Source organism: Bacillus cereus group sp. MYBK108-1 (assembly GCF_051917185.1).
Classification (GTDB): Bacteria; Bacillota; Bacilli; order Bacillales; family Bacillaceae_G; genus Bacillus_A; species Bacillus_A cereus.
The window spans coordinates 29,139-53,486 of record NZ_JBQAHZ010000001.1 but is presented as its reverse complement, the minus strand read 5'-3'; the positions used below and the strand labels follow the sequence as shown (position 1 = coordinate 53,486).

Below are 24,348 nucleotides of genomic sequence, written 5' to 3'. Positions count from 1 at the left end.
GAAACACATATGGAGGAATTTCAATTTACAAAACGTGTGCATAAAATATTGGAGATTGCAGCAAAAGAGAGTGAGTATAACATAATTCACCCAGTCCATCTGTTTATAGGTATGTGTAAAGAAGGTACAGGAGTTTGCGCTGAGTTATTTATGTATTTGTTTCACAAAGTCGGTCCATATTTTTTAGAAAAACTTTCGTTACGAAAACAATTCGATTTACATAATCAAGAGTATAAAAAAATAGGGCAATATAAACTATCTTATAAGGCGATAGAAATTTTACAAATAGCGAAGAAACGTATGGAACGCTTTCAGCAAGTAGTAGTAAATGAAGGACATGTTATGTATGCATTATTTCGTGTAGATACAAATATTGGTGGATTTATACATACACAAATGCAAAAAGATATATTATGTATTACAGCTGCACCGAGAGACTTAGCGGTTGATTTAAATAGTTTTAAATCTATTTATAATACATTATTTTGTCATGTAAGAAGAGTTAGTCCTTCTGATTTTGATAAGTTATCACGATTTGTAGTGGATGAATTTGGTGAACGGTGGTTACAGTCGGTTGATTATGGATTTCGGACATATAACGAAAAGTTACCTATCTATATTGCACAGCAGGAGGAAGTAATAGTTGGTTTCGCCTGTTACGATGTAGTGAGAGGAAAGAAAGGCTTGTTTGGTCCAATGGGCATAGCGAAACAAAATCGTGTGAAAGGTGTAGGAAAAGAATTATTGCATCATTGTTTATATAATATGAAGCAAGATGGATATGAATATGCGATTATTGGACAAGCAGGTCCCATTGAGTTTTACGAGAGAAATTGTAATGCTCGTTTAATACCGATAGATAATAATTAACCAACTTCATTTAGGGGAGTTGGTTTTATTATGAAAATGATGTAGAGATGTAGTGGTTTTTACTAGAAAATAGCGGGTTTTGTAGTAAATCTTGCATATAAAGCAAATTACTAAACTTTTTACAAGAAAGGGTGTAGAATGGGTATCTAAAGAAAGAAGGTGTGAAAATGGCCAGCTGGAAACGAAATTTAATGATTTGTTGGCTAGGTTGTTTTACCACTGCAGCCGGTATGAGTTTAGTAATTCCTTTCTTATCTTTTTATATTGAGGAATTAGGAGTAACTGGCACTTCAAGTATTGCACAGTGGTCGGGACTTGCATTTGGTGTAACATTTTTAATGGGTGCGATCGTATCGCCAATATGGGGAAAGCTTGGTGATATACATGGACGGAAATTGATGCTTATTCGTGCCAGCCTCGGTATGGCGATTATTATGACGCTTATGGGGTTTGTAACGGATGTGTATCAACTAGTCGCACTAAGATTTTTAATGGGAGCAGTATCTGGTTTCCTTTCAACAGCGATGACATTTATTGCAGCAGAAACTCCGAAAGAACATTCAGGTTGGGCGATTTCCACAATTTCAACTGGTGGTGTGAGCGGTTCGTTACTTGGCCCGTTACTTGGAGGTTATTTGTCTGAATTAATTGGAATGCGTCATGTCTTTCTTGTTACAGGAGCTTTTTTATTCCTTTCCTTTCTCATCGTTTTTTTCTTCCTGCATGAAGAAAATCACTCTGCTCAAGCAAAAAAAACACAGCCGAAAAAAGTATGGACGATGGTCCCAGCGAAGCATTTAATTATTAGTTTATTTGTAACAACATTTATTATTCAACTTGCTAATATGTCAGTTCAACCAATTGTTACATTGTACGTGAAAAATTTAGTAGGTCCTCATACTGCACATATTGAAACAATTGCGGGTGCAGTTATGTCAGCGACAGGATTAGCAGTTATTTTGGCAGCACCAAGACTAGGAAGATTATCAGATCATATCGGTCCTCAAAAAACGTTAGTTGTAGCGTTATTTGCTGCAGGAATTATTTTTATCCCGCAAGCATTTGTAACGTCAGCTTGGCAACTATTAATTCTTCGATTTTTATTAGGTATCGCACAAGCAGGATTATTACCTTCCGTACAAACTCTACTAAAACAACATACACCAACCCATGTTACGGGACGAATATTTGGATATAATCAATCATTTCAGTTTTTAGGAAATATGATTGGTCCAGTGCTCGGGGGACAAATTGCAGCGCATGCAGGTTTCCAATATGTTTTCCTCTCTACATCTTCACTATTATTTATTGCGTGTATTTGGGTTTATTTTCATAATAAGAACGAAGAGGTATCAGAGAAACGACATTTGGAAGTTAGTTAACTAAGTGAATGAAAAAGAAAAAGGATGAAGCAGCATGTGCTTCATCCTTTTCTTTAAAATCGAAGACAAAGATAACTTAATGTACCAAGCTCGTAACTACGGTGAATGACTTCACCGCTATTTTCACCACTTCCCATAGCGATAAATAAAGGAACAAAATGTTCTGCTCTTGGTACTGCTAATTGTGCATGAGGAGCATTTTTCTCCCAATTAAACAATGCATCTTTATCGTTATTCTGCATATGTTTAATAATCCAATCATCAAATTCAATTGCCCATTTTTCAGGTGTAGTTTGATTCCATTTCAGTGCTCGTAAATTATGAACGGTAACGCCACTCCCGATTACTAAAATATCTTCTTGTCCGAGTCCTTTAAGTGCTTCTCCAATTTCAAATTGTTCTTTTGCAGAAAGGAATGGATTTACTGATATTTGCACGACAGGAATATTTGCTTCTGGATACATGCGATGCAGGAGTGTCCATGAACCATGATCTAAACCTCTCGTCATATTATGATGGACTGGAATACCTTTGTTCTTAAATTTTGTTTCTAACATAGATGCAATGCTAGAAGAGCCTTTCGCACGATATTTGATTTCGTATAACTCAGGGGGGAAACCTCCAAAATCATAAATTGTTTCATATTCGTTATCTGATGAGGAAATCGTTAATACTTCACTTTCCCAGTGAGCAGTGAAAATAACAATTGCTTTCGGTTTATATGTTTCTCCAAGTGTTTTTAAAAATCGTGTATAGTCTGTATCTTGAATAGCGAGCATAGGCGAACCATGTGCTAAAAATAGTGATGGCATCATAACAGTAGAAACCTCCTAAAAATTATATAATTACTTTATGTAAGTAACTATATAATTTTATTATTGATTCGTCAAGAAATTAGTTTGAAAGCAAGTCTGAAAAATACATCATTTGTCATAATGAAAGCAATTACATATAATATAAAATAAGAAAAGTGAATGGATATTCATTTTTCTTAAAGGTATACATAATAAATTTGGGGGCTGACGAAATGAATGTACAGGAAAGTTTCGTTACGGCATTGGATGGATCGGAAATTTATTTGCGTAAATGGTTACCAGAAGGAGATCCGAGAGGAATTATTCAGATTGCACATGGCATGACAGAGCATGCAGGGGTGTATACAGAATTTGTAGATGCTTTATTGGAAGCAGGGTATGGTGTTTATGCGCATGATCATAAAGGACATGGGAAAACAGTAAAAAAAGAAGAAGATTATGGTCATTTTGAACCAAATATAGGGTGGAATCAAGTTGTATCGGATGTTATCTTTGTTTCAGAAAGGATAAAAGAAGAACAGTCAAGTCCTTTGTTTTTACTTGGACATAGTATGGGTTCTTTTTTATCAAGACGTGCTGTACAACTTAGGGGTGAACTATATGATGGATTTCTAATTTCAGGAACAGGTGGAAATCCAGGGCTTTTAGGAGCTATTGGTCATAAAGTAGCAACAATCGAAATGAAATTGCGCGGGGCAAAAACGAAAAGTCCAATGTTAAACTTTTTATCTTTCGGAAACTTCAATTCGAACTTTAAGCCAAATCGTACAAAATTTGATTGGTTATCTTCAGATAATAATCAAGTTGATAAATATATTGCGGATCCGTTATGTGGTTTCATTTGTACGACGAGTTTTTACCGAGAATTATTTTCTGGAGTATTAGAAGTAAATAAACTAGAAGAATACAAGAAGACGCCAAAGAATCTTCCAATACATATATTCTCTGGTGATCGTGATCCTGTTGGCGATATGGGGAAAGGTGTAAAAGAAGTATATGAAAACTATAAAAAATGTGGTGTGAAAGACGTGACACTACGTTTATATGAAAATGGTAGACATGAAATGTTTCATGAAGTAAATAAGGATGAAGTATTTAAAGATTTAATTTCGTGGTTAGATGCGCATAATAAATGAGAAAGATAATCCAAAACTGTTTGTAGTTTGGGATTATTTATTATACAGAAATAGGGGCAATAAATTCTTAAATTCACTTTACTTAATAAAAAATAAAGAAATATTGTATGAGAGGAAACCTCACTTTTCTGAAGTGAGGTTTTTTGTAGTAACGAAGTAATAGTGAATAAAACTAATTTTAAAAGTAATTTAAAATCAAACTTTTTATAAAGCAACAGATGCTCGTTCATAATAGTAGTATAATAGTGAATGAGGTGTTAATAGAATGGAAGATAGAACATTAGGTTTATTACTAGATGTTGTTGGTGAATTATTTTCAGATGAAATTTCAATTGCTGTTTCGAATACGAAAGAATATATTTACTATCGGCCAAGTAAACGAATTGATTTAAAGATTAGTGTCGGGGATCCTATAAAGGAAGGAACGATTGCTCATAAAGCGATGGTGATGAATCAAAAAACCTCTGAGTTTATGAATCGGGATGTTTTTGGTATTCCTTATCATGGAATGGCTGTACCATTTTCAAACAATGGAAAGCTTGAAGGGTGCGTAACGGCAATTTATCCAGCTTTAACGGATGGAAAGTCAGTCGTTACTTTAAAAACAACAGACGGCTGGATTCCGGTTCCTTTTTCAAAGGTTATGTATTTAGAGGCTAAAGATAAAAAGACGTACGTGAATTCAGAAGAGTTATCAGGAACACATAAATACTCTCTACAAGAATTCGAATACTTGCTTCCGAAAGATTCATTTATTAGATGTCACCGTTCGTTTATTGTAAATGTTAATCATATTAAAGCGATTTATCCTGATACCCATTCTACTTTTTTACTTTCAATGGATAATGGTGAGAGAGTACCAGTTAGTCAATCATATGCTAGTTATTTCCGTAAACTTCTAGGATTCTAAATTTTTCTGCTTTAGAACCTAGATTTGCTGTTCTGTCTGAATTTTCGGCATTGTATACTAAAATCCCTATTTTGATAGTGTTAATGTGTAAAATAATTATGAATATTCAATGAGAGAGGGATTACATATGGAGAACAATTTAGATAGAATCAGAGATCAACGTCTAAAAGATCGGGTAGTTACACCTGAAGAAGCAGCTTCCTGGATTCAAAGTGGAATGACTTTAGGCTTAAGTGGGTTTACACGTGCAGGTGATGTAAAAGCAGTCCCATTTGCGCTTGTAAACCGAGTTAAGAATGATGAATCTTTTAAAGTAAATGTTTATACTGGGGCTTCTTTAGGATCGGATGTAGACAAATTATTTGCTGAGGCAGGAATTTTAGGGAAAAGATTACCTTTCCAAGCTGACGCGACTATGCGAAAAGGAATTAATAACGGAGACTTTTTATTTGTGGATCAACACTTGTCTCATACAGCAGAGTTACTCCGTGCTGACGTTCTGGATATAGATTTCGCTATTTTGGAAGCGGTTGCGATTACAGAGGACGGAATGATTATTCCAACCACTTCAATTGGAAATTCCTTAGCGTTTTCCTTAAATGCTAAGTCTATTATTATTGAAATGAATATGGCTCAATCCGCGCAATTAGAGGGGCTACATGATCTATATGAACCAGTTAAACAAGGGGAGAGGCTTCCAATTCCGCTTGTGAAAACAGATGACCGAATTGGAACAATCGGTATTCCAATTGATCCTGAAAAAGTAAAGGGAATTGTGTTTACGAATCAATTGGATTCGCCATCGACAATTGTTCCTCCGGATGAAGAAACTGTTATTATGGCACAGCATTTAATAGAATTCCTTCGAGAAGAAGTCAAAGTAGGCCGATTAACAAATCGTTTAGCGCCGTTACAATCAGGAATTGGTTCAGTGGCTAACGCCGTATTGCATGGAATGTTAGATTCAGAATTTGAAGATTTAGAAGTATATTCCGAGGTTTTACAAGATGCAGTTTTTGATCTTATGGATGCTGGAAAAGTCAATTTTGCTTCTTGTTGTTCTATCACGCTTTCTGAAGAGAAAATGCAACAAGTATTTTCTAACTTTGAAAAATATCGTGACAAATTAATGATGCGTCCACAAGAGATTTCCAATCATCCTGAAATTATTCGTCGCCTTGGATTAATCTCAATTAATACTGCATTAGAATTAGATATATACGGAAATGTTAACTCTACTCACGTTTTAGGTACAAAAATGATGAATGGTATTGGTGGGTCTGGCGATTTTGCAAGAAATGCTCGCCTAGCTATCTTTGTTACTAAATCGATTGCGAAAGGTGGTAACATTTCAAGTATCGTTCCTTTCGTTTCTCATGTAGACCATACTGAACATGATGTAGATGTTATCGTCACTGAACAGGGATATGCCGACTTAAGGGGACTTGCGCCAAGAGAAAGAGTGGAACTTATTATTGAGAATTGCGCACATCCAATGTATCGTGAACAGCTACGAGCTTATTACGAAGAAGCAAAAATAAGAGGTGGACAAACTCCTCATATTTTAGAAAAAGCTTTTTCTTGGCATACGAACTATGCTAAAAATGGAACAATGCTTGAAGCGGTAGTAGAAACTGTATAGGTTTGTATCGTACAAAATAGTAAAACGAATGAGTGAGCTTGAAGATTAAATTTTAGAAAAAGAGAACGCCAACTTTTAGGGATGGCGTTCTTTTTCTTTAAAAAAATTGTTGAAAATCGTACTGATTATAATAAAGATTTATAAAATCAATTTCTATTTTATGGAAATTAAAGGTTTTTTTGAAGTGCTTTCCGAATCAATTTAGTAGTGTACATATTGAAAGTGAGGAAAAAGAATCATGAAGATAAGAGAAGCATTATTAAGTGAAGCAAATGAATTAAGTGAACTCGCACTACATTCAAAAGCAACGTGGAATTATAGTGAAGAATTCATACTTGCTTGTAAGGAAGATTTAACAATTACGGAAGAGTACATAAAAAATAATTTTGTATATGTTTTAGAAAACGATAATGCGAAGATTGGTTTTTTCTCATTTTTACGTAATGATAAAGCTCTCGATTTCTTGTACATTCATCCTCATTACAAAGGAAAAGGTTACGGGAAAATACTTTGGGAGTATGTAATAGAAAAAGCCAATGAACTAGGATTAAAAAGTTTTACAATTGATAGTGATCCGAATGCAAAAGGATATTACTTGAAAATGGGAGCACAGTTAATAGGAGAGACACCATCAACTGTCTTTAAGGGTCGTGTACTGCCTCTTTTGAAATATGATGTGTAAAACTATTAATAGTAGGGGAAGATTAGAATGGATGATGTAAAGGAAAAAAGAATATATGAAGCACTAATAAAATCGTGGTCGATTGAAACGAGTTCAAAGTGGACAATTGAAAACCCAGCAAAGGGACAATGTGGTGTTACAGCTCTTGTCGTTCAAGACATATACGGAGGAGAAATTAAAAAGACAAAAGTAAGAGAGGTATGGCACTTTTATAACTTTATAGATGGGCAGAGATTTGATTTTACAGAGACTCAATTCAATGGGAAATTGAATTATATGGATGAAAAGTCAAATCGGGAAGAAGCATTTGCAGATACAAATGAAAAACAATATAGCATTTTGAAGGGAAAAATAACGAAAGAATTAAAATTATCTTTTGACTCTTAATCTTTAATAAGTTACTATAATGGTGGTAACTTATTAAAGGGAACTTCATAGAGTTGAAAGGGGAAATACTTTTGAAAACAACTTATGTAAACGCTACAATTGTAACGATGAATGAACAAAACGAAGTGATAGAAAATGGATATATCATTGTAGAGAATGATCAAATTATAGATGTAAAGAGCGGAGAATTCGCTAATGAATTTGAAGTAGATGAAGTAATTGACATGAAAGGAAAGTGGGTTTTACCAGGGCTTGTAAATACACATACACACGTTGTAATGAGTCTCCTAAGAGGTATTGGAGATGATATGTTATTACAGCCATGGCTTGAGACGAGAATTTGGCCACTGGAAAGTCAATTTACTCCCCAAATTGCGGTCGCTAGTACGGAATTAGGATTACTTGAGATGGTGAAAAGTGGTACAACATCATTCTCTGACATGTTTAATCCAATTGGAGTAGATCAAGACGCAATTATGGAAACGGTATCAAGGAGCGGGATGCGAGCTGCTGTTTCAAGGACTTTATTTAGCTTCGGAACGAAAGACGATGAAAAGAAAGCGATTGAAGAAGCTGAGAAATATGTGAAGCGTTATTATAAAGAAAGTGGCATGTTAACTACGATGGTTGCACCACATAGTCCATATACATGTAGTACAGAATTGTTAGAAGAGTGTGCTCGTATTGCAGTAGAGAATCAAACAATGGTTCATATCCACCTTTCTGAAACAGAGCGTGAAGTACGTGATATTGAAGCACAGTACGGAAAACGTCCAGTAGAATATGCAGCGAGCTGCGGATTGTTTAAACGCCCAACAGTTATTGCACACGGTGTAGTATTAAATGATGATGAGCGTGCATTTTTAGCAGAACATGATGTTCGAGTAGCACATAACCCAAATAGTAATTTAAAACTAGGTTCTGGTATAGCGAATGTAAAAGCGATGCTAGAAGCAGGAATAAAAGTAGGAATTGCAACAGATAGTGTTGCATCTAACAATAATTTAGACATGTTTGAAGAAATGCGCATAGCGACTTTATTACAAAAAGGTATTCACCAAGATGCAACAGCATTACCAGTTGAAACAGCTCTTTCTCTTGCGACAAAAGGAGCTGCGGAAGTAATCGGGATGAAACAAACAGGGTCACTAGAAGCTGGTAAGTGTGCTGATTTTATTACGATTGACCCGTCTAACAAGCCGCATCTACAACCAGCAGATGAAGTGTTATCACACCTTGTATATGCTGCGAGTGGTAAAGATATAAGCGATGTAATTATTAACGGAAAACGTGTCGTTTGGAATGGTGAATGTAAAACGTTAGATGAAGAGCGTATTATATTTGAAGCAAGTCGTTATAAACGAGGTTTACAAAGATAACTTTTTTAGGCTGTGGAGAGAATCTTCTCCACAGCCTATTTCTAATTTGTAAACCTCACTATATTTTTTAAAACTTTGCAACAGAAGTGATAATGCTAATACTACCCAAAAAATTTGATGTTGACGCTAGTTTTAGAGTACATTGATAGTTAGGACATGTATTTATTTTTGGTTTTTAATAAACTTATTGTATTATTGTGTATTAAATGAACTATTAAGGCGATTAAAGGTAAAGCAGCTCCAATGAGTAAAGTTACTTCACTATTAAATTTATAGTAAGTATAACTTCCAATCCATGAACCAAAGGCTCCTCCCAAAAAGAAAATAGTCATATATAATCCATTAAGTCTGTTTCTTATCTCGGGATTCAAACCAAAGATAATTTTTTGACCTAATAATAAATTTCCTGCTACACCAATATCAATGCAGATACCTGAGATAAGAATTAAAATTATGCTAAATAGTGAATGATCTTGAACAAAGAATAATAGTACGATCGATAATAGTACGAGTGCCATTGATACATTAGTCATTGTAAAAATATAACCTTTATCTGCTATTTTACCAATAGTAGGAGTTAATAAAGCTCCAGCAATTGCAACAAAGCCAAATAATGCAATTTCATTATTTGAAAAATGTAATGGCTCTGATCTTAATAAAATTGGAATAGCTGTCCAATAAAGGCTAAATGCAGCAAATAAACATGCGTGATAAAAAGCTCTTTGTTGTAAAGGAGAAGTATTTATTAGTAGCTTTACCATAGAAGTTATTAAATTTGGATATGTCATGTTACTAGTTGAGATAACTTCATAGTTGGGTAAAAATTTTAGAATTAACAGTAATACGGTAACTAGGGTTATTAATGAAAAAAGAAATACCATTCTCCAGCCAAACCACTCTGTTATTCCGATAGATAATGGGCGAGCAATCATAATCCCAATCAATAAACCACTCATCACTTTACCCACATATTTACCTGCCTCTTCAATTGGCACGATTCTCATTGTTAGTGGAACTAACATTTGAGCTGCACAGGCCCCAATGCCAATTATAGTTGTTAATAGTAAAAAAATAATTCCGTTTGTCGAAATTAGCGTACCAATTAATGAAAAAATAGTTAGCGCGATAAGAATTCCTATTATTTTCTTACTTTTCAATAAGTCAGCGATCGGTACGATAAAAAATAACCCCAATCCATACCCAATTTGTGTCAAAGTAGTGAGCAATCCAGATAAATCAGAAGAAATGTTCAGATCTTTTGCAATGAATTGTACAATTGGTTGTGCATAATAAATATTTGCAGCAAGTGAACCACAACTAATTGCTAAAATAAATATTAGAAAATTTGTCTTTTTAGTCAATTTTATCATTCCTTTTATTTATTTTGGTACGTTCGTTCCAGAAACTTTAAAAAAGAAAGACTATAGGTCTGCAATAGTCTTATCCACTAGATGATAGGCTAAATCTTTCTCTTTTTTATATCTGGACATTAAATTAATACTATGATTTAAACTTAATAAAGAATATGCCATTAATTCAGAGTTAGCATCTTGTGAGATTTCTCCTTTCTTTTTTCCTTCTTCAATGACTTGTTTAAATACTTTATCAAGTTCATTAAAATCATTTATAAGTATTTCTTCTATGGAAGGATCAATATGTCCAATAAGCAGTGAAGAGTTGGTTATAATACAACTTTTTGGAATGTGATCTGAATAGCATTTTTCAATATGTTTATAAAAAAAGGATTTAAGTGATGCTTTCGTGTTTATACCACTAAAAAGTAATTGTCTCTTTTTATAGCTATAGTTTTTATAATGTTCTAAAACCAGTTTAAATAATTCATCCTTATCTCCAAAACTATCGTAGAGAGTAGAGCGACTTATTTCCATCGTTTTAATAAGGTCTGAGATAAATGTAGCGTCATAACCTCTCTCCCAAAATAAATACATAGCTTTATCCAAAGCATTTTCTTTGTTAAAACTAATACTTCTACCCAATTTACAACACCTCCATTCATGTAATTTAGTATAAACATTTCGGAACGATAAGTCCAGAAAGATTATCTTAATTTTTAAAAATCTTGCAAAATATCTATAAATGTTAATTTGATATTTATTCTAACAAGAGGTTAGTTTAGGGAGGGAATTTACTTTTATTTAAAGAATAGATACTCAGCGAAGCATAAAAGGGGGGTGTTTTGTTATATTAGAATACAGAAATCATTAAAATATCTAGTGGTAATGCTGAAGTTTGTTTTATAGGAGAAGGTAAACCAGTCTGTGTTACTTATACTGTAATAACAAAGGAGAGTTATCATGAAAAAAATATTTAATGAAACACAAGATTTACGTATTGCACTTGTTATAGGAGGTTCTGGAGGTATTGGACAAGCCATAGTAAAAAAATTAGCCGATAATGGATTTGCTGTTGCTGTGCATTATTCTGGCAATAAGTTTAAAGCGGATACTGTAGTGAATGATATTGTAAAGCAAGGAGGAAAAGCAATTAGTATAGGTGGAGATGTTGCAGATGAAAAAGTTATGCAAGAAGTTTTTGATATAGTTGAAGAAAGATGGGGGGGAGTTGACGCTGTAATCAATACAGCAGGTATCATGATACTCAGCTCTATCGCAGATATGAACTTAGCTGATCTAGATAAAATGTACCGTACAAATATTCGCGGAGCTTTTGTAATCTCCCAACAAGCCGCGCGACGTGTCCGCAAGGGTGGTGCCATTATCAATTTTTCTACTTCTGTTACTCGTACAAAATTCCTAACATATGGTGCTTACGTTGCAAGTAAAGCAGCGGTTGAATCAATGACAATGATATTGGCTCGCGAATTGCGTGGTAAAGGTATCACAGTTAATACGGTGGCCCCAGGCCCAACTACAACACCATTATTTTTGGACGGAAAAGATGAGAAAACAATCGATAATCTTTCTAAAGCAGCACCCCTTGAACGTCTAGGTACACCAGGAGACATTGCCGATATTGTAATATTTTTAGTAACTTCAGGACGGTGGATTAATGGACAGGTAATATTTTCAAATGGCGGTCTTACATAATACAATTGAGAGATATGTAAAAATACTCAACGTGAGCTTTTCACTAAAATGGTTTCTCCTCAAATAGGCGTCCTCCTTATGACTACATGCCTATCAACTTAAAAATTTTATAACACCCCAAATCAAAACAAAAAAATGCATATTTTTTTGTTTTGATTTGGGGTGTTTTTTTAGCTTTATGGTGATGCTTACTATGGCTATTAGTAAAAAGTTATTAAAGTTAATACGAAAAACAAAATTTATTCATAGTTAAATGTCTTATGGAATTAATAAAAAGAGCAATGGATATACGTGTATCGTGCCGTTGATTCGAAAGGAAGTACAATCGATTGTTACCTAAGAAAAATAAGAGATTAGAAAGCAAAAAAGCCTCGTGTTATAGCAGTCGACAAGAATCCAGTTAATTTTTACTTTGTTCATTTACAATCAATGATTTCATATAAACACCGTTTTCAACATTCAAGGTATTTACATCCTTTCCTTCAACATGAATCCCACCATTAATCTCAATTTTGTTTGCATTCGTACCTTTTAATAGACTTAGTCCATGAGCTGCAATTTTCTTAATAACACCTTGTACTAAAGAATCTCCTATATTTCCATATGTGAAAATCCCATCGTTTACTGTTATATTTTCAACCTGAGTACTTGTTTGTATACCAGTAGCACCATCACCATGTGTGATAATTTTTTGGAAATTCGCAGTACCAATTACACCAGTGTATGCATTAAAACCACGAGCGCCTAAACCAAATGTTTCTATTGTGCCCAGTACATTAAGTTTATCTATTTTACCAAAATTAACAAATCCAACTCCACTTGGTCCATAAGATATAATAGAGTCTTGTGCAATCCATTGTGATACTTCACCCCAATTATCTAGTACCATATCATTTGCGCCATACGTTGTGACTTTTTCTTTATTAGTTAAATTATTTACCTTTGCGCCATGGACTACAAATACACCACCAGAAATAACATCAGGTGTCCCAAACTTAATATTCCCTGTAGAGTGAATTTCACCAGTATTAACAACATCGGCGGTTAATATTCCATTATTATTTGGTAGAGCATTATGTCCATATCCACTTAAAAAAATACCACTTCCCAAAACTGGTTTTCCTTTTTCACCAATGTTTATCTCGTCTAAATGAACCGAAAGATTTGAGTCTTTTGATGGTTGTTGGTTCCAAATAGTTAATGCACCTTGGATAACTGATACACCGAAACCTGTTGGTCTTTCTAATTTATCTAACACATCGGCCTCAATAATATGTAAATTTTTAATAGCTATATTTCCATTTTGAACTTTTGATTTCGCTAGAATTTCGACACTACCAATTGTTTCTACATTTTCAACTTTTAGATTCCCTATCGAATTTTGGGTATAAGAGTTATAAATAGCTCTATTTTTAGGTGATACTTCTATACGTAAATTAGAAATAGAATTATTATTCGTAACTTCAATACCGTCAATGTTTGACTGGAATATTAGCTTGGTATCTTTTGTATTCCCTTTAATTGTTACATTAACTGGAATTTTAATTGGTTGATCAACAGTAAATGTTTGCATAATCTCGATAGCACTGTTGTTTTTTTTCAAAGCTTCTAAAAGTTCGGTTTGATTCGATACTTTTAGATATGTTTCTGCGGCCATAACTTTGTGCGGTTGTCCTATTTGGTAACCACTAAAATCTTGAAAAGCTAAAATACTAGCTGCTGAAATTCCTATTACTAATAGTTTCTTAGTTCTCTTCATTTTTTTCTTCCCCCTGATATGTATGAATTAAAATCTTAAATTTCATACATAAAATTTTATAACTCTAACCATAGATATGTAAGCGTGTTTAATCTTTCTCAATTTAAATTTGAATTTTCGGAAAAATAATCTAGTAGTAAAATGCTATTATTTGGCTATTGTTATTATGAATTTTCGGTAAATTTAGATATAAGGTTCGTTTCTAGGGCTGTTCACATAATTAACTTAACTAGTAAGGTTATTTTATTGAGAAATATCTCCATGATCAAACATTTAGAATATTAAATGTATTTATCTGTTTATTTTTGGTATTATGTAAGTAATTTACAGATAAAGGGGAAAGAGTCTATGAATGTACAAGTGATTACAAAAGAGGATGTAAAAGCACTTCTTGATAAATGGTATCTTGAAATTCGCATGCAAAATGTTGAAAGCGCAAAAGAACTAAAAAAAGAACTTGAAGCTGAAATTGAAAATATAAAAGAAAATCAAGATTTAATGCTGTACTACTCACTTTTAACATATAGATATACAGAATTAGATAAGGAAATTTCTGTAGATACAGATAAGATTCAATCCTTGGATATTCCGAAAGACAGTCTGATGGAGTATTATTATTACTTTTTTAGAGCATCTCATGAAACTACACTTGGAAATTATAAAAAGGCAAAAGAATTATATGAAAAAGCAGAAACTGATTTAAAGTATATTCCTGATGAAGTAGAAGAAGCAGAATTTTATCTTAATTATGCTATATTTTACTCTTATCTCCATCAACCACTCATGGTTATTGAGCATGTATCTAAAGCAAAAGGAATATTCTCTAAATATTTAGGACATGAATTTAAAATTGCAAGATGTTATAACGTATTAGGACATGCGTATATACAATTAAAAAGGTTTGAACATGCAGAAATTTATTTAACCACTTCTATGGATATTCTTGAAAAAAGAAATAATAAAAATGATGAGAACTTTATTTTAAAAACAACACACAATTTAGGATACATGTATTCGGAACAAAACCTTTCCAAGCTAGCGATTTGTTATTTATCGGAAGTAACAAATAAAATACCAAATCATTTTAGATCTATTTTTTTAGAGGCTAGGGAAAATTTTAAATTAGGTGAAACTAAAGTCGCATTAAGAATGATTGAGAAGGGGATGGAGGTTTCTAAGGAATTAGATCAAGAAGAATATGAACATCACTTTACTATTTTAAAAGCAATAATTGAAGAAGTACCAGTTGAAGAATTAGAAAAGGTTATCGTAGAAAGCTTTATCTTTTTTGAAGAAGAAGGCTTATGGCAATATATCCTAGAGTATTCAGATATATTGGCAGTTAAACTTTATGAGAATGGTCACCCTTCACAAGCGAGTAAATATTTTTACCTAGCTCATAAAGGAAGAAAAGAAGCAAAAAGAAAGGGGGTTTAAAATGAAAGAATGATAGAGTTGTCTCAGAAGTTAGTAAATGGGCTTTTGAGACAGTTCTTTGCTTTTTTTTAAAAAACCGCTTCATAATTATATTTGATAAATCAGACTTCCGTATTTGAGGATTAAAAGCAATGAATATTATAGAGGAAACAGGAACGCCTCGTTCTTGTAGGACCTCAGGTTCATCAAGATGGATTCGAGAAAAACAACAGTAATAGCCAAGAATTGTTTACCTTTAAAAAATCGTATTTTTGATTCTCTTTATCTTTATTCTAGGGTGTAGTCTTATTTAGAAAACTTTGCAACAAAACCTTTATGATGTATGTATGAAAATTTTTAATTATATTAAACTTTCGTTCGTATAATCAATCTAAAATTATAACTTTAAAATATGTATATGAAATTGAATTTTTTATCAAACTGATTTTTCTGAAAAAACACTTCCTAAATCTTTAATTTATGTTAAAATAATGTTGTTTTTCAAATTTAACCCATTTCAGATTTGGAGAGCAAAATCTAAAATGACTAGGAGTGAAACATATGGTCCAAAAAATGCATACAGATGAACAGAGTGAAGTCCAAAATGAGCACGTGGGAGATTATAAGCCTTTCGATTTTCCAGAGTTATTGAAAGATGCGAACGAGCCTCTTATCCTCGGGCCAGCAGGAGAAACCTTTGATTTTATTCAAACTGGAAAAACAACGGGGGGCAAATACTTATTTGCCAAGTTGGTTGTACCACCACATGTTGGACCGCCACCTCACGTTCATCACTGGATAGATGAATGGTTCTATGCACCGAATGGAGGCTTTTCGATTTTTGTAGGTAAGAACAGGTATCCAGACCTTGAGAAAGCTCCAGGTAAAGGTGCTCCGAAAGATACATTACAAATAGTACAAATGCGACCTAAGGAGTTATTTTATGTTGAACGAAATATCGTCCACGGATTTGCAAATGTGACAGATAAGCCTCAAGAACTCTATTTAGTGTGGACACCTGATACACCGGATGTTTCATTCCTTCCGTACTTTTTGAATGCAGGAACCATTCGCGATCCCGAGAATCCGGATCAAATACCAGACTTTATGTCAAAAATTAGGCTTGTGAGTATGGCTTCTACATATGGTAAAAATCAAAGCGATAGTTTCTGGCAATTCGTAGAGAAGGTTGAGGAAATGGATTCCATCCCCAATATGATAGATAATCGAGAAAGGTTGCTAGAACTGATGTCTGACAAGAATTAATACCAGTGGAGGAGGCCAAAATTAAACTCATTTCGGTTGTTGACGATGGCCTTGGAGGAGTTGCAATCCCTATAATGTTTTGAGGTTGAGAATTTTGATTATAGTGTATGTTAGGGATTTGAGTTTTTTAAATTCGTACTGGATTTCATCTCATTCCTAACGTGGTCAAAGCTCATGGTAAACGCAAGACATTCACGAGCCAAAATACATATACAGGAGAGATATTTGCCGAGTTGACCTTGGATGATGAAATAATTGAGCAGTACTGCTCATTCTACTTTATGATACAGCATGGAGATTTTTGTATCTTGGTGGTCAATACCCTTAATCTTGGTACACTCAAATTTGGAAAGCGTCTTAAGAAATTTCTTAATTATGGTAAAGGGGTTCGTTTGTATTTCGATAATAGTAGCGAGGGTTATGCTGATTTGGTAATTGGTGCATATGGATTAAGGTCTATTGTTCGAAATGCCAGATGTTTAAATTTTATACCGTATTACTTAAAGCAGGCGGCATTTCTTACTTTTATTAATCCGAGTAAACTTGGAAGAATCAGTATCTATTGAATAACATGAAAAATGGTGGATCGATGCTTGTTACTTCATCGCTTATTATTTGAAGTATCATCGTAATTTCTACTACTTTGTTGCTAGGTTTCTGTAGGAGGAATGGTCACTTGGCACGAGTGAACTGCAAAATTACAAAGAAATTCAAGCGAAAATAGTTGGATACGCCTCCTCTGATCTAGAGTGGTTAGCTTCTTTTGAAGCTTGGAATTTCCCTTTTGCCAGTACATAAGAAAACTAATCCAATATGCCTCTATCAAAATTAAAAAGTTTCATAAAATAAAAGAAAGCGAGGATGTATTATGCTGGAAACTGATGTTGTGATTATTGGAAGCGGGCCTGCAGGCTCCTCTGCTGGATTGATGTTAAGTTCTTACGGCATCGAGAATACTATCATCACTAAACACAGGTGGTTGGCAAACTCACCACGTGCCCACTATGTGAGTCAGCGAACAATGGAAGTTGTCAGAGACCTTGGCATTTCCGATGAAGTAATTGCGAAGGCATCTCCAAAAGAAATTATGGGGGATGTGGTGTTTTGTACATCTCTCACAGGAGATGAGATCGGTCGATTTCCTTTTGGAATGAACAGTCCACAGCGGACTACGGATTATTTGGAAGCTAGTCCGTGTGAACAATATGATCTGCCTCAGCATCTCTTTGAACCGATTCTACTTTCAAACGCTGCATCACGTGGTTCACACGTCCGCTTTGATACGGAATATCTTTCTCATATACAAGATGAGAAAGGTGTTACGGTTGATGTGTTAGACCGCCTTACTGGAGAGATATATCAAATTCGATGCAAATATTTAATAGGCGCTGATGGAGCAGGTAGTAAAGTTGCCACGGATTTAGGTTTGCCGATGGCTGGTGAGATGGGGAAAAGAGGTAGTATTAGCATCATCTTTGATGCCGATTTGACGAAGCACATTGCCCATCGTCCTGGGTATCTGTGGTGGATTATACAACCTGGTGCAAATATTGGGGGGATCGGTTTAGGCTTGTTACGCATGGTAAGACCTTGGAATGAATGGCAAATTGTGTGGGGCTATGACATTAACCAACCCGCACCAGAACTAACAACGGAAGAGGCCATTTCCATTTGCCGTCAACTGATTGGTGATTCTGAAATAGAAATTAAGATAAAAAACAAATCTATCTGGACGGTTAATGAGATGTACGCAACGCAATATTCCCAAGGTAGGGTGTTTTGCATGGGGGATGCGGTGCATCGTCATCCCCCATCCAATGGACTTGGTTCAAATACATCCATTCAAGATGCATATAATTTGTGCTGGAAGATTGCGTTTGTGCTAAAAGGAAAGGCAGGATCAGCTTTACTCGATACTTACAGTGTTGAACGTGCTCCTGTTGGTGAAAGGATAGTAAAACGTGCTAATAAAAGTGTTCGGGAATTTAAACCAATATTTGAAGCACTTAACCTTGATGGACAATACAGTGCTGAAGATATGCTGACCGGTATCAAATCGCTGAAAGGGACGAGTAATTCGGATGCTGTCACGCGAGTAAAACTTAGGGAAGCTATAAGTCTTAAAGCCTATGAATTTGCAGCCTTGGGCGTGGAAACGAACATTCACTATCATTCGACGGCGATTAGTGGTAAAGGAATCCAGAAAATTAATTTTGATTGTGAAAAAGATTTATACTATTTCCCTTCGTGTATTCCTGGTCACAAATTGCCTCATGGATGGTTGGTTCGCGATGGTCTCAAAGTCTCAACTTTGGATTTAGTAGGTGGAGGTCAGTTTACCCTGTTTTGTTGGCTTCAAGGTGAGGGTTGGATTAACGCAGCAAGCAAGCTAGTAACCGATACGGGTATTGAAATCGAGATTGTGCAGATTGGTCCAGGATTGAGCGTGCAGGACCCTTACGGTGACTTGGCACGCCTTTGGGGAAGCGACGAGCATGGATGTCTTTTGATTCGCCCAGATGGATATATCGCATGGACGGGCAATACCCCGGCTCTGGCAGACGATGTTTTACGTGAACAAGTCCTGAGTGTTCTAAGTCTCGGTTCTGGTGCAAAGCTGGAAAGAATATAGAGAGGTCTACAGATTAGAAATGGACTTAAAGCAATGGCACTAATTACTGTAGTTCTTTGTACATCGAAAAGACGGAGTCTGATTTAGGACTTCGTCTTTGTTTATTTATGTTCCGAATTGTTTCAATCCTTTTTATGGTTCTGGTGCAAAAGATTTAAGACTCTAACTATTTGTTCCGCCTTTTTAGATTTTAAGGGTAAAAAGCAAGCTATATGTAAACGATTGTATGGATGACATAATCATCCAATAAAATCTGTCCAATCTTCTAATTTTATTTCTTTGTAATCTTTTTCAGTCTATCTTAAATATATAAAGTACTGCTTCAAGGCATAATAGTATGTCTTTTGAGTATTACTACTTTTACAGGTGTTATCTAAATATTTGAGATATTTTACAACTGGAATAATAGATCGCACTTTCCCACCTATTAACATGTATTTTTTATTTTCCTCTAGGGTTATCTCTTGTACTTGTATAGAATTCCCCCCCTAGATTTCATACTAAATCCAATATAATCTCAGCTACCTTTTTATGTTCACAATACAAAAAAAAAGAAACTTATAGTACAGTCCTTATATGTTTCCATGATATTACAATTTGTTTCATAAAATGAAAAATATTTATTGAAGCGACAATTCGTTTCAATTTTATTGTGGAAAAGTTAAGCTCCTATTAGTTTATATGTTTTTTTCGTTGAAAATCGAAAAGATTCCAAGGTAATCCATATCCTTTTAAAAGGATAGCTTTTTTCTTGAACGAATAAATATTCAAAAGAATGTCGCATCTTTCTGTTAGTATTTCTGCTATAATATATTACGCTTTATAATATTTTATATTTAAGGAGAACAACTCATGAAGCGAAAAAAGAGCCATTTAATGGTAATGGCACTTGTTACATCTTTATTATTAACAGCTTGTAATAATAAAGCGAATAAAAGTGATACAGAGGTTAAAAAACAAGTGTTAAATGTAACAGTATCAGAAGAAATTCCTTCTCTGGACACTGCGAAAACAATGGATGGTACATCAGCCCACGTTATGCAGAATATATTTGAGGGGTTATATGTATTAAATGATCAAGATCAGCCTATTCCAGCAGTAGCAAGATCGTTTAAAAGAAGTGAAGATGGTAAGAAATATACATTTGATTTGCGTAAAGATGCAAAATGGTCAAATGGGGATAGTGTAACAGCAAATGATTTTATATTTGCTTGGAAACGTGCAATTAACCCTGAAACAGCCTCTCAATATGCGTCCATGCTCTTTTATGTAAAAAATGCGAAAGAGATCAATAAGGGAACAATGCCTCTTGATGCACTTGGGGTTAAAGCGATAAATAATTATACGTTAGAAGTTGAACTCGAACAGCCAGTTCCGTATTTTTTACAGTTGTTAGCACTACCTATATACTTACCACAGCATGAATCATTTTTGAAAGAACAAGGAAACAATTATGCATTGGAACCTAGTAATCTCATATATAACGGTCCATTTGTATTAGAAAAATGGAAGCATGAACAAGAGTTTCAATTAAAGAAAAATACTACATATTGGGATCGAAAGAAAGTGAAATTAGATGAAATAAACTTTCATATCCTAAAGGATACAATGACAGCTGTAAATTTATATGAAGCCGGAGATTTGGATCGAGTACCTATTAATTCGCAAGTTGTAGACAAGTATAAAGGGAATAAGGAATTACATATGTCGAGTGATCCTGGAATTGCTATGCTTCGTTTTAATGAAAAAAATAACGCGTTAGCAAATAAAAAGGTGCGTCAATCTATTTCATTAGCGTTAAATAAAGATGATTTCGTTGCTCACTTTATTAATAACGGAGCAAAACCTGCAAGTGGACTTGTACCAGTTGGTCATGTAAATGAAGTGACTGGTAAAGATTTTAGAAAAGAAAATGGAGATATTTCCTCATATGATTTGCAAAATGCGAAAAAACTTTGGGAAGAAGCGAAAAAAGAGCTTGGGGTAGAACAAGTAAACCTAGAGTTCTTAACGTTCGAACAAGATAACGCAATACGTATGGCAGAATATATAAAAGGTGATTTAGAGAAGAATTTGCAAGGGTTAACGATACAAATTAAACAACAGCCATTTAAGCAAAAATTACAGTTAGAACAAATAGGTGATTACGATATAACTATGGCAAATTGGGGACCTGACTATAAAGACCCAATTAGTTATTTAGAGTTATTTACGACAGGGAATCCGAATAATAAAATGAATTATTCTAATGTTCGTTACGATAAATTAATAAAGAAAGCGAAAACGGATTTTGTACTAGATACGGAAAAACGATGGGAAGCGTTGCGAGAAGCTGAGCAGGTATTATTAGAAGATGCAGCTGTGGCACCGCTTTATCATATTGGCTCAGCGTATGTACAAAAGGATTATGTAAAAGGGATTGAAAAACATCAATTTGGTGGTATTTATACTTATAAGAATGCTTATATTGCTAATGAATAAATACAAAAAACCTTACTTTTTAAAAGTAAGGTTTTTTACACATAAATTCTATTAAACTGATTTTAATAAAGCGTAAAAATTCGTATCATATGGGATATCATCTTGATACATATAATTTTTTAGAACACCTTCTTTTTCAAAGCCTAATTTTAATAGTACTTTATTGGAAGCTTCATTTTCAAGAAATACAATTGCCCCGATCCGCTTTAAATGAATCGTATGGAAACCGTATGATATAACCTCAGAAACAGCTTCAGTCGCATAGCCTTTTCCCCAGTGTTCAGGCAAAAAGGCATAACTTATATTGGCTCGTTTATGCTCAGAAGACCAATCGTGAAAACCAATGGTACCGATGAGTTCTTTCTTGTCTTTTAATTCGATTCCCCATTTTATACCATTTCTTGCATTGTAACTCAACTTAAAGTTATGAATGATTTGTTTCACTTGATCAACATCTTGTAACGGTTTTTGGCCATAATAGCGCAGTACATTAGTATTAGAAAAGCATTGTAGTATACGCGGTGCATCTTCTTCGGTAAGTTCTCTTAAAATAAGTCTTTCAGTTTTTAATAAAGGAAACATATTTTCGCTCCTTTTCACATGAAAATAGAATGTATTTGTTATTATATAATTTAATCTGAAAATAAAGATTATTCAAGGTGTAAGGGTAGATTTGATTTATGATAAACTTAGATGTGGAATATATTTCAAAAAAGAGGTTTGGAAATGGAAAAAAATTCGATATTAATTGTAGATGACGATAAAGATATTATTCAATTTATTAATGTGAATTTAAAACAAGAAGGTTTTAAAGTTTTTAGTGCTCATAACGGAGAAGAGGCTTTAGAAATAATAAATAATAACAGTATTCAACTTGCTATTTTGGATATTATGATGCCTCAAATGGATGGTATAGAACTTTGTAGAAGGATTAGAGAGAAACATAGTTTACCAATTATGTTTTTAAGCGCGAAATCATCGGATGTAGATAAGGTAATTGGATTTAGTACTGGGGCAGATGATTATATTGTGAAGCCGTTCAGTACAATTGAATTTATCGCAAGAGTGAAAGCTCAATTAAGAAGGTATACATATTTCAATCAAAATGCTCCCCAAGTAATGGAAAAGAAAATAAATATTAGAGGTTTAGAAATAGATGAAGTGTCGAGAACAGTAATGTTATATGGAGAAAGAATCAATCTTACGAAAACTGAATATGATATTTTACACTTAATGGCAGCTGCAAGGAATCGTGTGTTCACAATTGAAGAAATATATGAGAGCGTTTGGAACGAAAGAGCCTATGAAAGTAATAATACAGTAATGGTTCATATTGCAAGATTGAGAAATAAAATTGAAGAGAATCCAAAAGAACCGAAGTTTATTCAAAATGTTTGGGGAGTCGGATATAAAATTGAAGATTAAATCATTACAAGGCATTAGAGCTAAGTTTTTTATCGCATTCATATGTAGCATCTTGTTAGCGACTGTAAGTATAATAGTGTTTCAAATTTTAGTTGGAAATATATATAGTCAGGTTAATGTTTTAGAGGAAAAATATTCATTTTTATATTTTATAGTTTTTTTGATTTTTACTACAACATACTTTGCATGTATGACAAAAACACTGATGAAAAGGTTGTCTCAAATTAACAAGAACCTGAAGGAAATAAGTGACGGTAATTTTGAAATACATATACCTATTTTGAAAAATGACGAGATTGGTGAACTAGCGGCAAATGTTAATAGAATGGCGAAAAGCTTAAAAGAGTCTATCGAGAATGAAAAAAAATCACAGGAAATGAAAAATGAAATGATTAGTAATATTTCTCATGATTTACGAACGCCAGTAACATCTTTAATCGGTTATGCGGACCTGTTAGGAAATAAACTTCATTCGAATGGAGAGGAATGTGAACAGTATGTAAGTATATTAAAGCGAAAAAGTTATGAATTAAAACATCAAATAGATGATTTATTAGAATACTGTCAAATAAATTATAGAGAGATTGAATTACATAAAGATGAAGTAGATATGAAAGCATTAATTGAACAAATCATGATTGACTTTGTACCACAATTAGATGATGCTAATATGAGCTTTTATATTAAAAGTGATGAAGTGCTGCATGTAGAAGTTGATGTAGCACTTATAGTGAGACTATTTGAAAATGTAATAGGTAATAGTATTATGTATGGAAAAGATGGAAAGGAAATTGCAATTGAAATTTCCAATAAAACAATGAATGTTGAAGTAGAAATTAAAAATTTTGGACAATGCATTCCGAAAGAGGACCTTCCTTACGTTTTTGAGAAATTTTATCGTAGTGAAAAATCACGTAGTTCTCATACGGGCGGGAAAGGAATAGGACTTGCAATTTCAAAAAGTATAGCCGATCTCCATCAAGGGGATATCACTGTACGTAGTAACGATAAAGAAACAGTTTTTACTGTGAAATTACCGCAGTATAAAAAAGTAAGAAAGTCGTAAGTATTTCTTTTATATGTCGTAATTTTTACTTT

General features: G+C 33.9%; 20 protein-coding genes and 1 pseudogene. 16 read left to right on the top strand and 5 right to left on the bottom strand.

Translation table 11 applies throughout. The annotated features are described in order from the left end of the window. Nucleotides 1–9 precede the first annotated feature (9 nt). Both ACTFSL_RS00225 and ACTFSL_RS00220 read left to right on the top strand, forming a co-directional pair. Nucleotides 10–870: a GNAT family N-acetyltransferase gene (locus ACTFSL_RS00225; protein WP_119683184.1), complete on the top strand. Its 861-nt coding sequence runs from the start codon at nt 10–12 to the stop codon at nt 868–870. Nucleotides 871–1,037: 167 nt separating this feature from the next. Beyond that, a complete protein-coding gene (locus ACTFSL_RS00220) occupies nt 1,038–2,252 on the top strand; it encodes a multidrug efflux MFS transporter (RefSeq protein WP_000179303.1) in 1,215 nt (404 codons plus the stop codon). A gap of 53 nt (nt 2,253–2,305) precedes the next feature. On the opposite strand, the gene ACTFSL_RS00215 is transcribed toward ACTFSL_RS00220, so the two are convergent. Beyond that, on the bottom strand, nt 2,306–3,067 hold the full coding sequence (locus tag ACTFSL_RS00215) for a DODA-type extradiol aromatic ring-opening family dioxygenase (protein ID WP_119683185.1): 762 nt from the start codon (nt 3,065–3,067) through the stop codon (nt 2,306–2,308). Nucleotides 3,068–3,279: 212 nt separating this feature from the next. On the opposite strand from ACTFSL_RS00215, the gene ACTFSL_RS00210 reads away from it, so the two are divergent. The 6 genes from ACTFSL_RS00210 (at nt 3,280) to ACTFSL_RS00185 (ending at nt 9,203) form a co-directional block, all read left to right on the top strand. After that, a complete protein-coding gene (locus tag ACTFSL_RS00210) occupies nt 3,280–4,203 on the top strand; it encodes an alpha/beta hydrolase (RefSeq protein WP_001102583.1) in 924 nt (307 codons plus the stop codon). Nucleotides 4,204–4,468: 265 nt separating this feature from the next. Next, the gene (locus tag ACTFSL_RS00205; protein ID WP_000390210.1) at nt 4,469–5,113 is read left to right on the top strand and encodes a LytTR family DNA-binding domain-containing protein; all 645 of its coding nucleotides are present in this window, start codon (nt 4,469–4,471) and stop codon (nt 5,111–5,113) included. Between the two features lie 127 nt (nt 5,114–5,240). Next, nucleotides 5,241–6,755, top strand: a complete 1,515-nt coding sequence (locus ACTFSL_RS00200) for an acetyl-CoA hydrolase/transferase family protein (protein WP_088338161.1) — start codon at nt 5,241–5,243, stop codon at nt 6,753–6,755. Between the two features lie 238 nt (nt 6,756–6,993). Next, a complete protein-coding gene (locus tag ACTFSL_RS00195) occupies nt 6,994–7,437 on the top strand; it encodes a GNAT family N-acetyltransferase (RefSeq protein ID WP_000701896.1) in 444 nt (147 codons plus the stop codon). 27 nt (nt 7,438–7,464) lie between these two features. After that, nucleotides 7,465–7,824: a YunG family protein gene (locus tag ACTFSL_RS00190; RefSeq protein ID WP_000342909.1), complete on the top strand. Its 360-nt coding sequence runs from the start codon at nt 7,465–7,467 to the stop codon at nt 7,822–7,824. A gap of 53 nt (nt 7,825–7,877) precedes the next feature. After that, nucleotides 7,878–9,203: a bifunctional S-methyl-5'-thioadenosine deaminase/S-adenosylhomocysteine deaminase gene (locus tag ACTFSL_RS00185; protein ID WP_119683186.1), complete on the top strand. Its 1,326-nt coding sequence runs from the start codon at nt 7,878–7,880 to the stop codon at nt 9,201–9,203. A gap of 149 nt (nt 9,204–9,352) precedes the next feature. On the opposite strand, the gene ACTFSL_RS00180 is transcribed toward ACTFSL_RS00185, so the two are convergent. Then, on the bottom strand, nt 9,353–10,573 hold the full coding sequence (locus tag ACTFSL_RS00180) for an MFS transporter (RefSeq protein ID WP_082180656.1): 1,221 nt from the start codon (nt 10,571–10,573) through the stop codon (nt 9,353–9,355). A gap of 51 nt (nt 10,574–10,624) precedes the next feature. Next, nucleotides 10,625–11,200, bottom strand: a complete 576-nt coding sequence (locus ACTFSL_RS00175) for a TetR/AcrR family transcriptional regulator (protein ID WP_000533754.1) — start codon at nt 11,198–11,200, stop codon at nt 10,625–10,627. 318 nt (nt 11,201–11,518) lie between these two features. Between ACTFSL_RS00175 and ACTFSL_RS00170 the strand changes: the two genes are divergently transcribed. Both ACTFSL_RS00170 and ACTFSL_RS00165 read left to right on the top strand, forming a co-directional pair. Then, complete coding sequence (locus ACTFSL_RS00170) at nt 11,519–12,271, top strand: SDR family oxidoreductase (protein ID WP_000719190.1); 753 nt, start codon at nt 11,519–11,521, stop codon at nt 12,269–12,271. 273 nt (nt 12,272–12,544) lie between these two features. Next, nucleotides 12,545–12,625: pseudogene (locus ACTFSL_RS00165) on the top strand (DDE-type integrase/transposase/recombinase); the annotation flags it as partial. Between the two features lie 46 nt (nt 12,626–12,671). Here ACTFSL_RS00165 and ACTFSL_RS00160 read toward each other — a convergent pair. After that, complete coding sequence (locus tag ACTFSL_RS00160; RefSeq protein WP_000831506.1) at nt 12,672–14,030, bottom strand: hypothetical protein; 1,359 nt, start codon at nt 14,028–14,030, stop codon at nt 12,672–12,674. A gap of 348 nt (nt 14,031–14,378) precedes the next feature. Between ACTFSL_RS00160 and ACTFSL_RS00155 the strand changes: the two genes are divergently transcribed. The 4 genes from ACTFSL_RS00155 to ACTFSL_RS00140 all read left to right on the top strand — a co-directional run bounded on the left by ACTFSL_RS00155 (nt 14,379) and on the right by ACTFSL_RS00140 (nt 21,825). Beyond that, nucleotides 14,379–15,467 carry a tetratricopeptide repeat protein gene (locus tag ACTFSL_RS00155; protein WP_088339144.1) on the top strand — a complete coding sequence of 363 codons (1,089 nt, stop codon included), beginning with the start codon at nt 14,379–14,381 and terminating at the stop codon, nt 15,465–15,467. Between the two features lie 540 nt (nt 15,468–16,007). After that, entirely contained in the window at nt 16,008–16,712 is a 705-nt protein-coding gene (locus ACTFSL_RS00150) for a cupin domain-containing protein (protein ID WP_000250257.1), read from the top strand. An 868-nt stretch (nt 16,713–17,580) separates the two neighbouring features. Next, nucleotides 17,581–19,344, top strand: a complete 1,764-nt coding sequence (locus ACTFSL_RS00145; protein ID WP_088338669.1) for an FAD-dependent oxidoreductase — start codon at nt 17,581–17,583, stop codon at nt 19,342–19,344. Nucleotides 19,345–20,196: 852 nt separating this feature from the next. Further along, a complete protein-coding gene (locus ACTFSL_RS00140; protein WP_119683188.1) occupies nt 20,197–21,825 on the top strand; it encodes a peptide ABC transporter substrate-binding protein in 1,629 nt (542 codons plus the stop codon). 51 nt (nt 21,826–21,876) lie between these two features. Here the strand turns inward: ACTFSL_RS00140 and ACTFSL_RS00135 are convergent, their stop codons facing one another. Continuing rightward, complete coding sequence (locus ACTFSL_RS00135) at nt 21,877–22,407, bottom strand: GNAT family N-acetyltransferase (RefSeq protein WP_000484220.1); 531 nt, start codon at nt 22,405–22,407, stop codon at nt 21,877–21,879. 144 nt (nt 22,408–22,551) lie between these two features. Between ACTFSL_RS00135 and ACTFSL_RS00130 the strand changes: the two genes are divergently transcribed. Together ACTFSL_RS00130 and ACTFSL_RS00125 are read left to right on the top strand one after the other, a co-directional pair. After that, nucleotides 22,552–23,250 (top strand): response regulator transcription factor, encoded by a 699-nt coding sequence (locus tag ACTFSL_RS00130; RefSeq protein ID WP_000414517.1) that lies wholly within the window; start codon nt 22,552–22,554, stop codon nt 23,248–23,250. Next, entirely contained in the window at nt 23,216–24,316 is a 1,101-nt protein-coding gene (locus ACTFSL_RS00125) for a HAMP domain-containing sensor histidine kinase (protein WP_162837403.1), read from the top strand. The genes ACTFSL_RS00130 and ACTFSL_RS00125 overlap by 35 nt, the downstream gene beginning before the upstream one ends. Nucleotides 24,317–24,348 lie beyond the last annotated feature (32 nt).

Excerpts from the sequence above, each read along its gene's own strand:
- ACTFSL_RS00225 (WP_119683184.1), top strand. The coding sequence starts at position 10 with ATGGAGGAATTTCAATTTACAAAACGTGTGCATAAAATATTGGAGATT.
- ACTFSL_RS00220 (WP_000179303.1), top strand. The coding sequence starts at position 1,038 with ATGGCCAGCTGGAAACGAAATTTAATGATTTGTTGGCTAGGTTGTTTT.
- ACTFSL_RS00215 (WP_119683185.1), bottom strand. The coding sequence starts at position 3,067 with ATGATGCCATCACTATTTTTAGCACATGGTTCGCCTATGCTCGCTATT.
- ACTFSL_RS00210 (WP_001102583.1), top strand. The coding sequence starts at position 3,280 with ATGAATGTACAGGAAAGTTTCGTTACGGCATTGGATGGATCGGAAATT.
- ACTFSL_RS00205 (WP_000390210.1), top strand. The coding sequence starts at position 4,469 with ATGGAAGATAGAACATTAGGTTTATTACTAGATGTTGTTGGTGAATTA.
- ACTFSL_RS00200 (WP_088338161.1), top strand. The coding sequence starts at position 5,241 with ATGGAGAACAATTTAGATAGAATCAGAGATCAACGTCTAAAAGATCGG.
- ACTFSL_RS00195 (WP_000701896.1), top strand. The coding sequence starts at position 6,994 with ATGAAGATAAGAGAAGCATTATTAAGTGAAGCAAATGAATTAAGTGAA.
- ACTFSL_RS00190 (WP_000342909.1), top strand. The coding sequence starts at position 7,465 with ATGGATGATGTAAAGGAAAAAAGAATATATGAAGCACTAATAAAATCG.
- ACTFSL_RS00180 (WP_082180656.1), bottom strand. The coding sequence starts at position 10,573 with ATGATAAAATTGACTAAAAAGACAAATTTTCTAATATTTATTTTAGCA.
- ACTFSL_RS00170 (WP_000719190.1), top strand. The coding sequence starts at position 11,519 with ATGAAAAAAATATTTAATGAAACACAAGATTTACGTATTGCACTTGTT.
- ACTFSL_RS00160 (WP_000831506.1), bottom strand. The coding sequence starts at position 14,030 with ATGAAGAGAACTAAGAAACTATTAGTAATAGGAATTTCAGCAGCTAGT.
- ACTFSL_RS00155 (WP_088339144.1), top strand. The coding sequence starts at position 14,379 with ATGAATGTACAAGTGATTACAAAAGAGGATGTAAAAGCACTTCTTGAT.
- ACTFSL_RS00150 (WP_000250257.1), top strand. The coding sequence starts at position 16,008 with ATGGTCCAAAAAATGCATACAGATGAACAGAGTGAAGTCCAAAATGAG.
- ACTFSL_RS00145 (WP_088338669.1), top strand. The coding sequence starts at position 17,581 with ATGCTGGAAACTGATGTTGTGATTATTGGAAGCGGGCCTGCAGGCTCC.
- ACTFSL_RS00140 (WP_119683188.1), top strand. The coding sequence starts at position 20,197 with ATGAAGCGAAAAAAGAGCCATTTAATGGTAATGGCACTTGTTACATCT.
- ACTFSL_RS00135 (WP_000484220.1), bottom strand. The coding sequence starts at position 22,407 with ATGTTTCCTTTATTAAAAACTGAAAGACTTATTTTAAGAGAACTTACC.
- ACTFSL_RS00130 (WP_000414517.1), top strand. The coding sequence starts at position 22,552 with ATGGAAAAAAATTCGATATTAATTGTAGATGACGATAAAGATATTATT.
- ACTFSL_RS00125 (WP_162837403.1), top strand. The coding sequence starts at position 23,216 with ATGTTTGGGGAGTCGGATATAAAATTGAAGATTAAATCATTACAAGGC.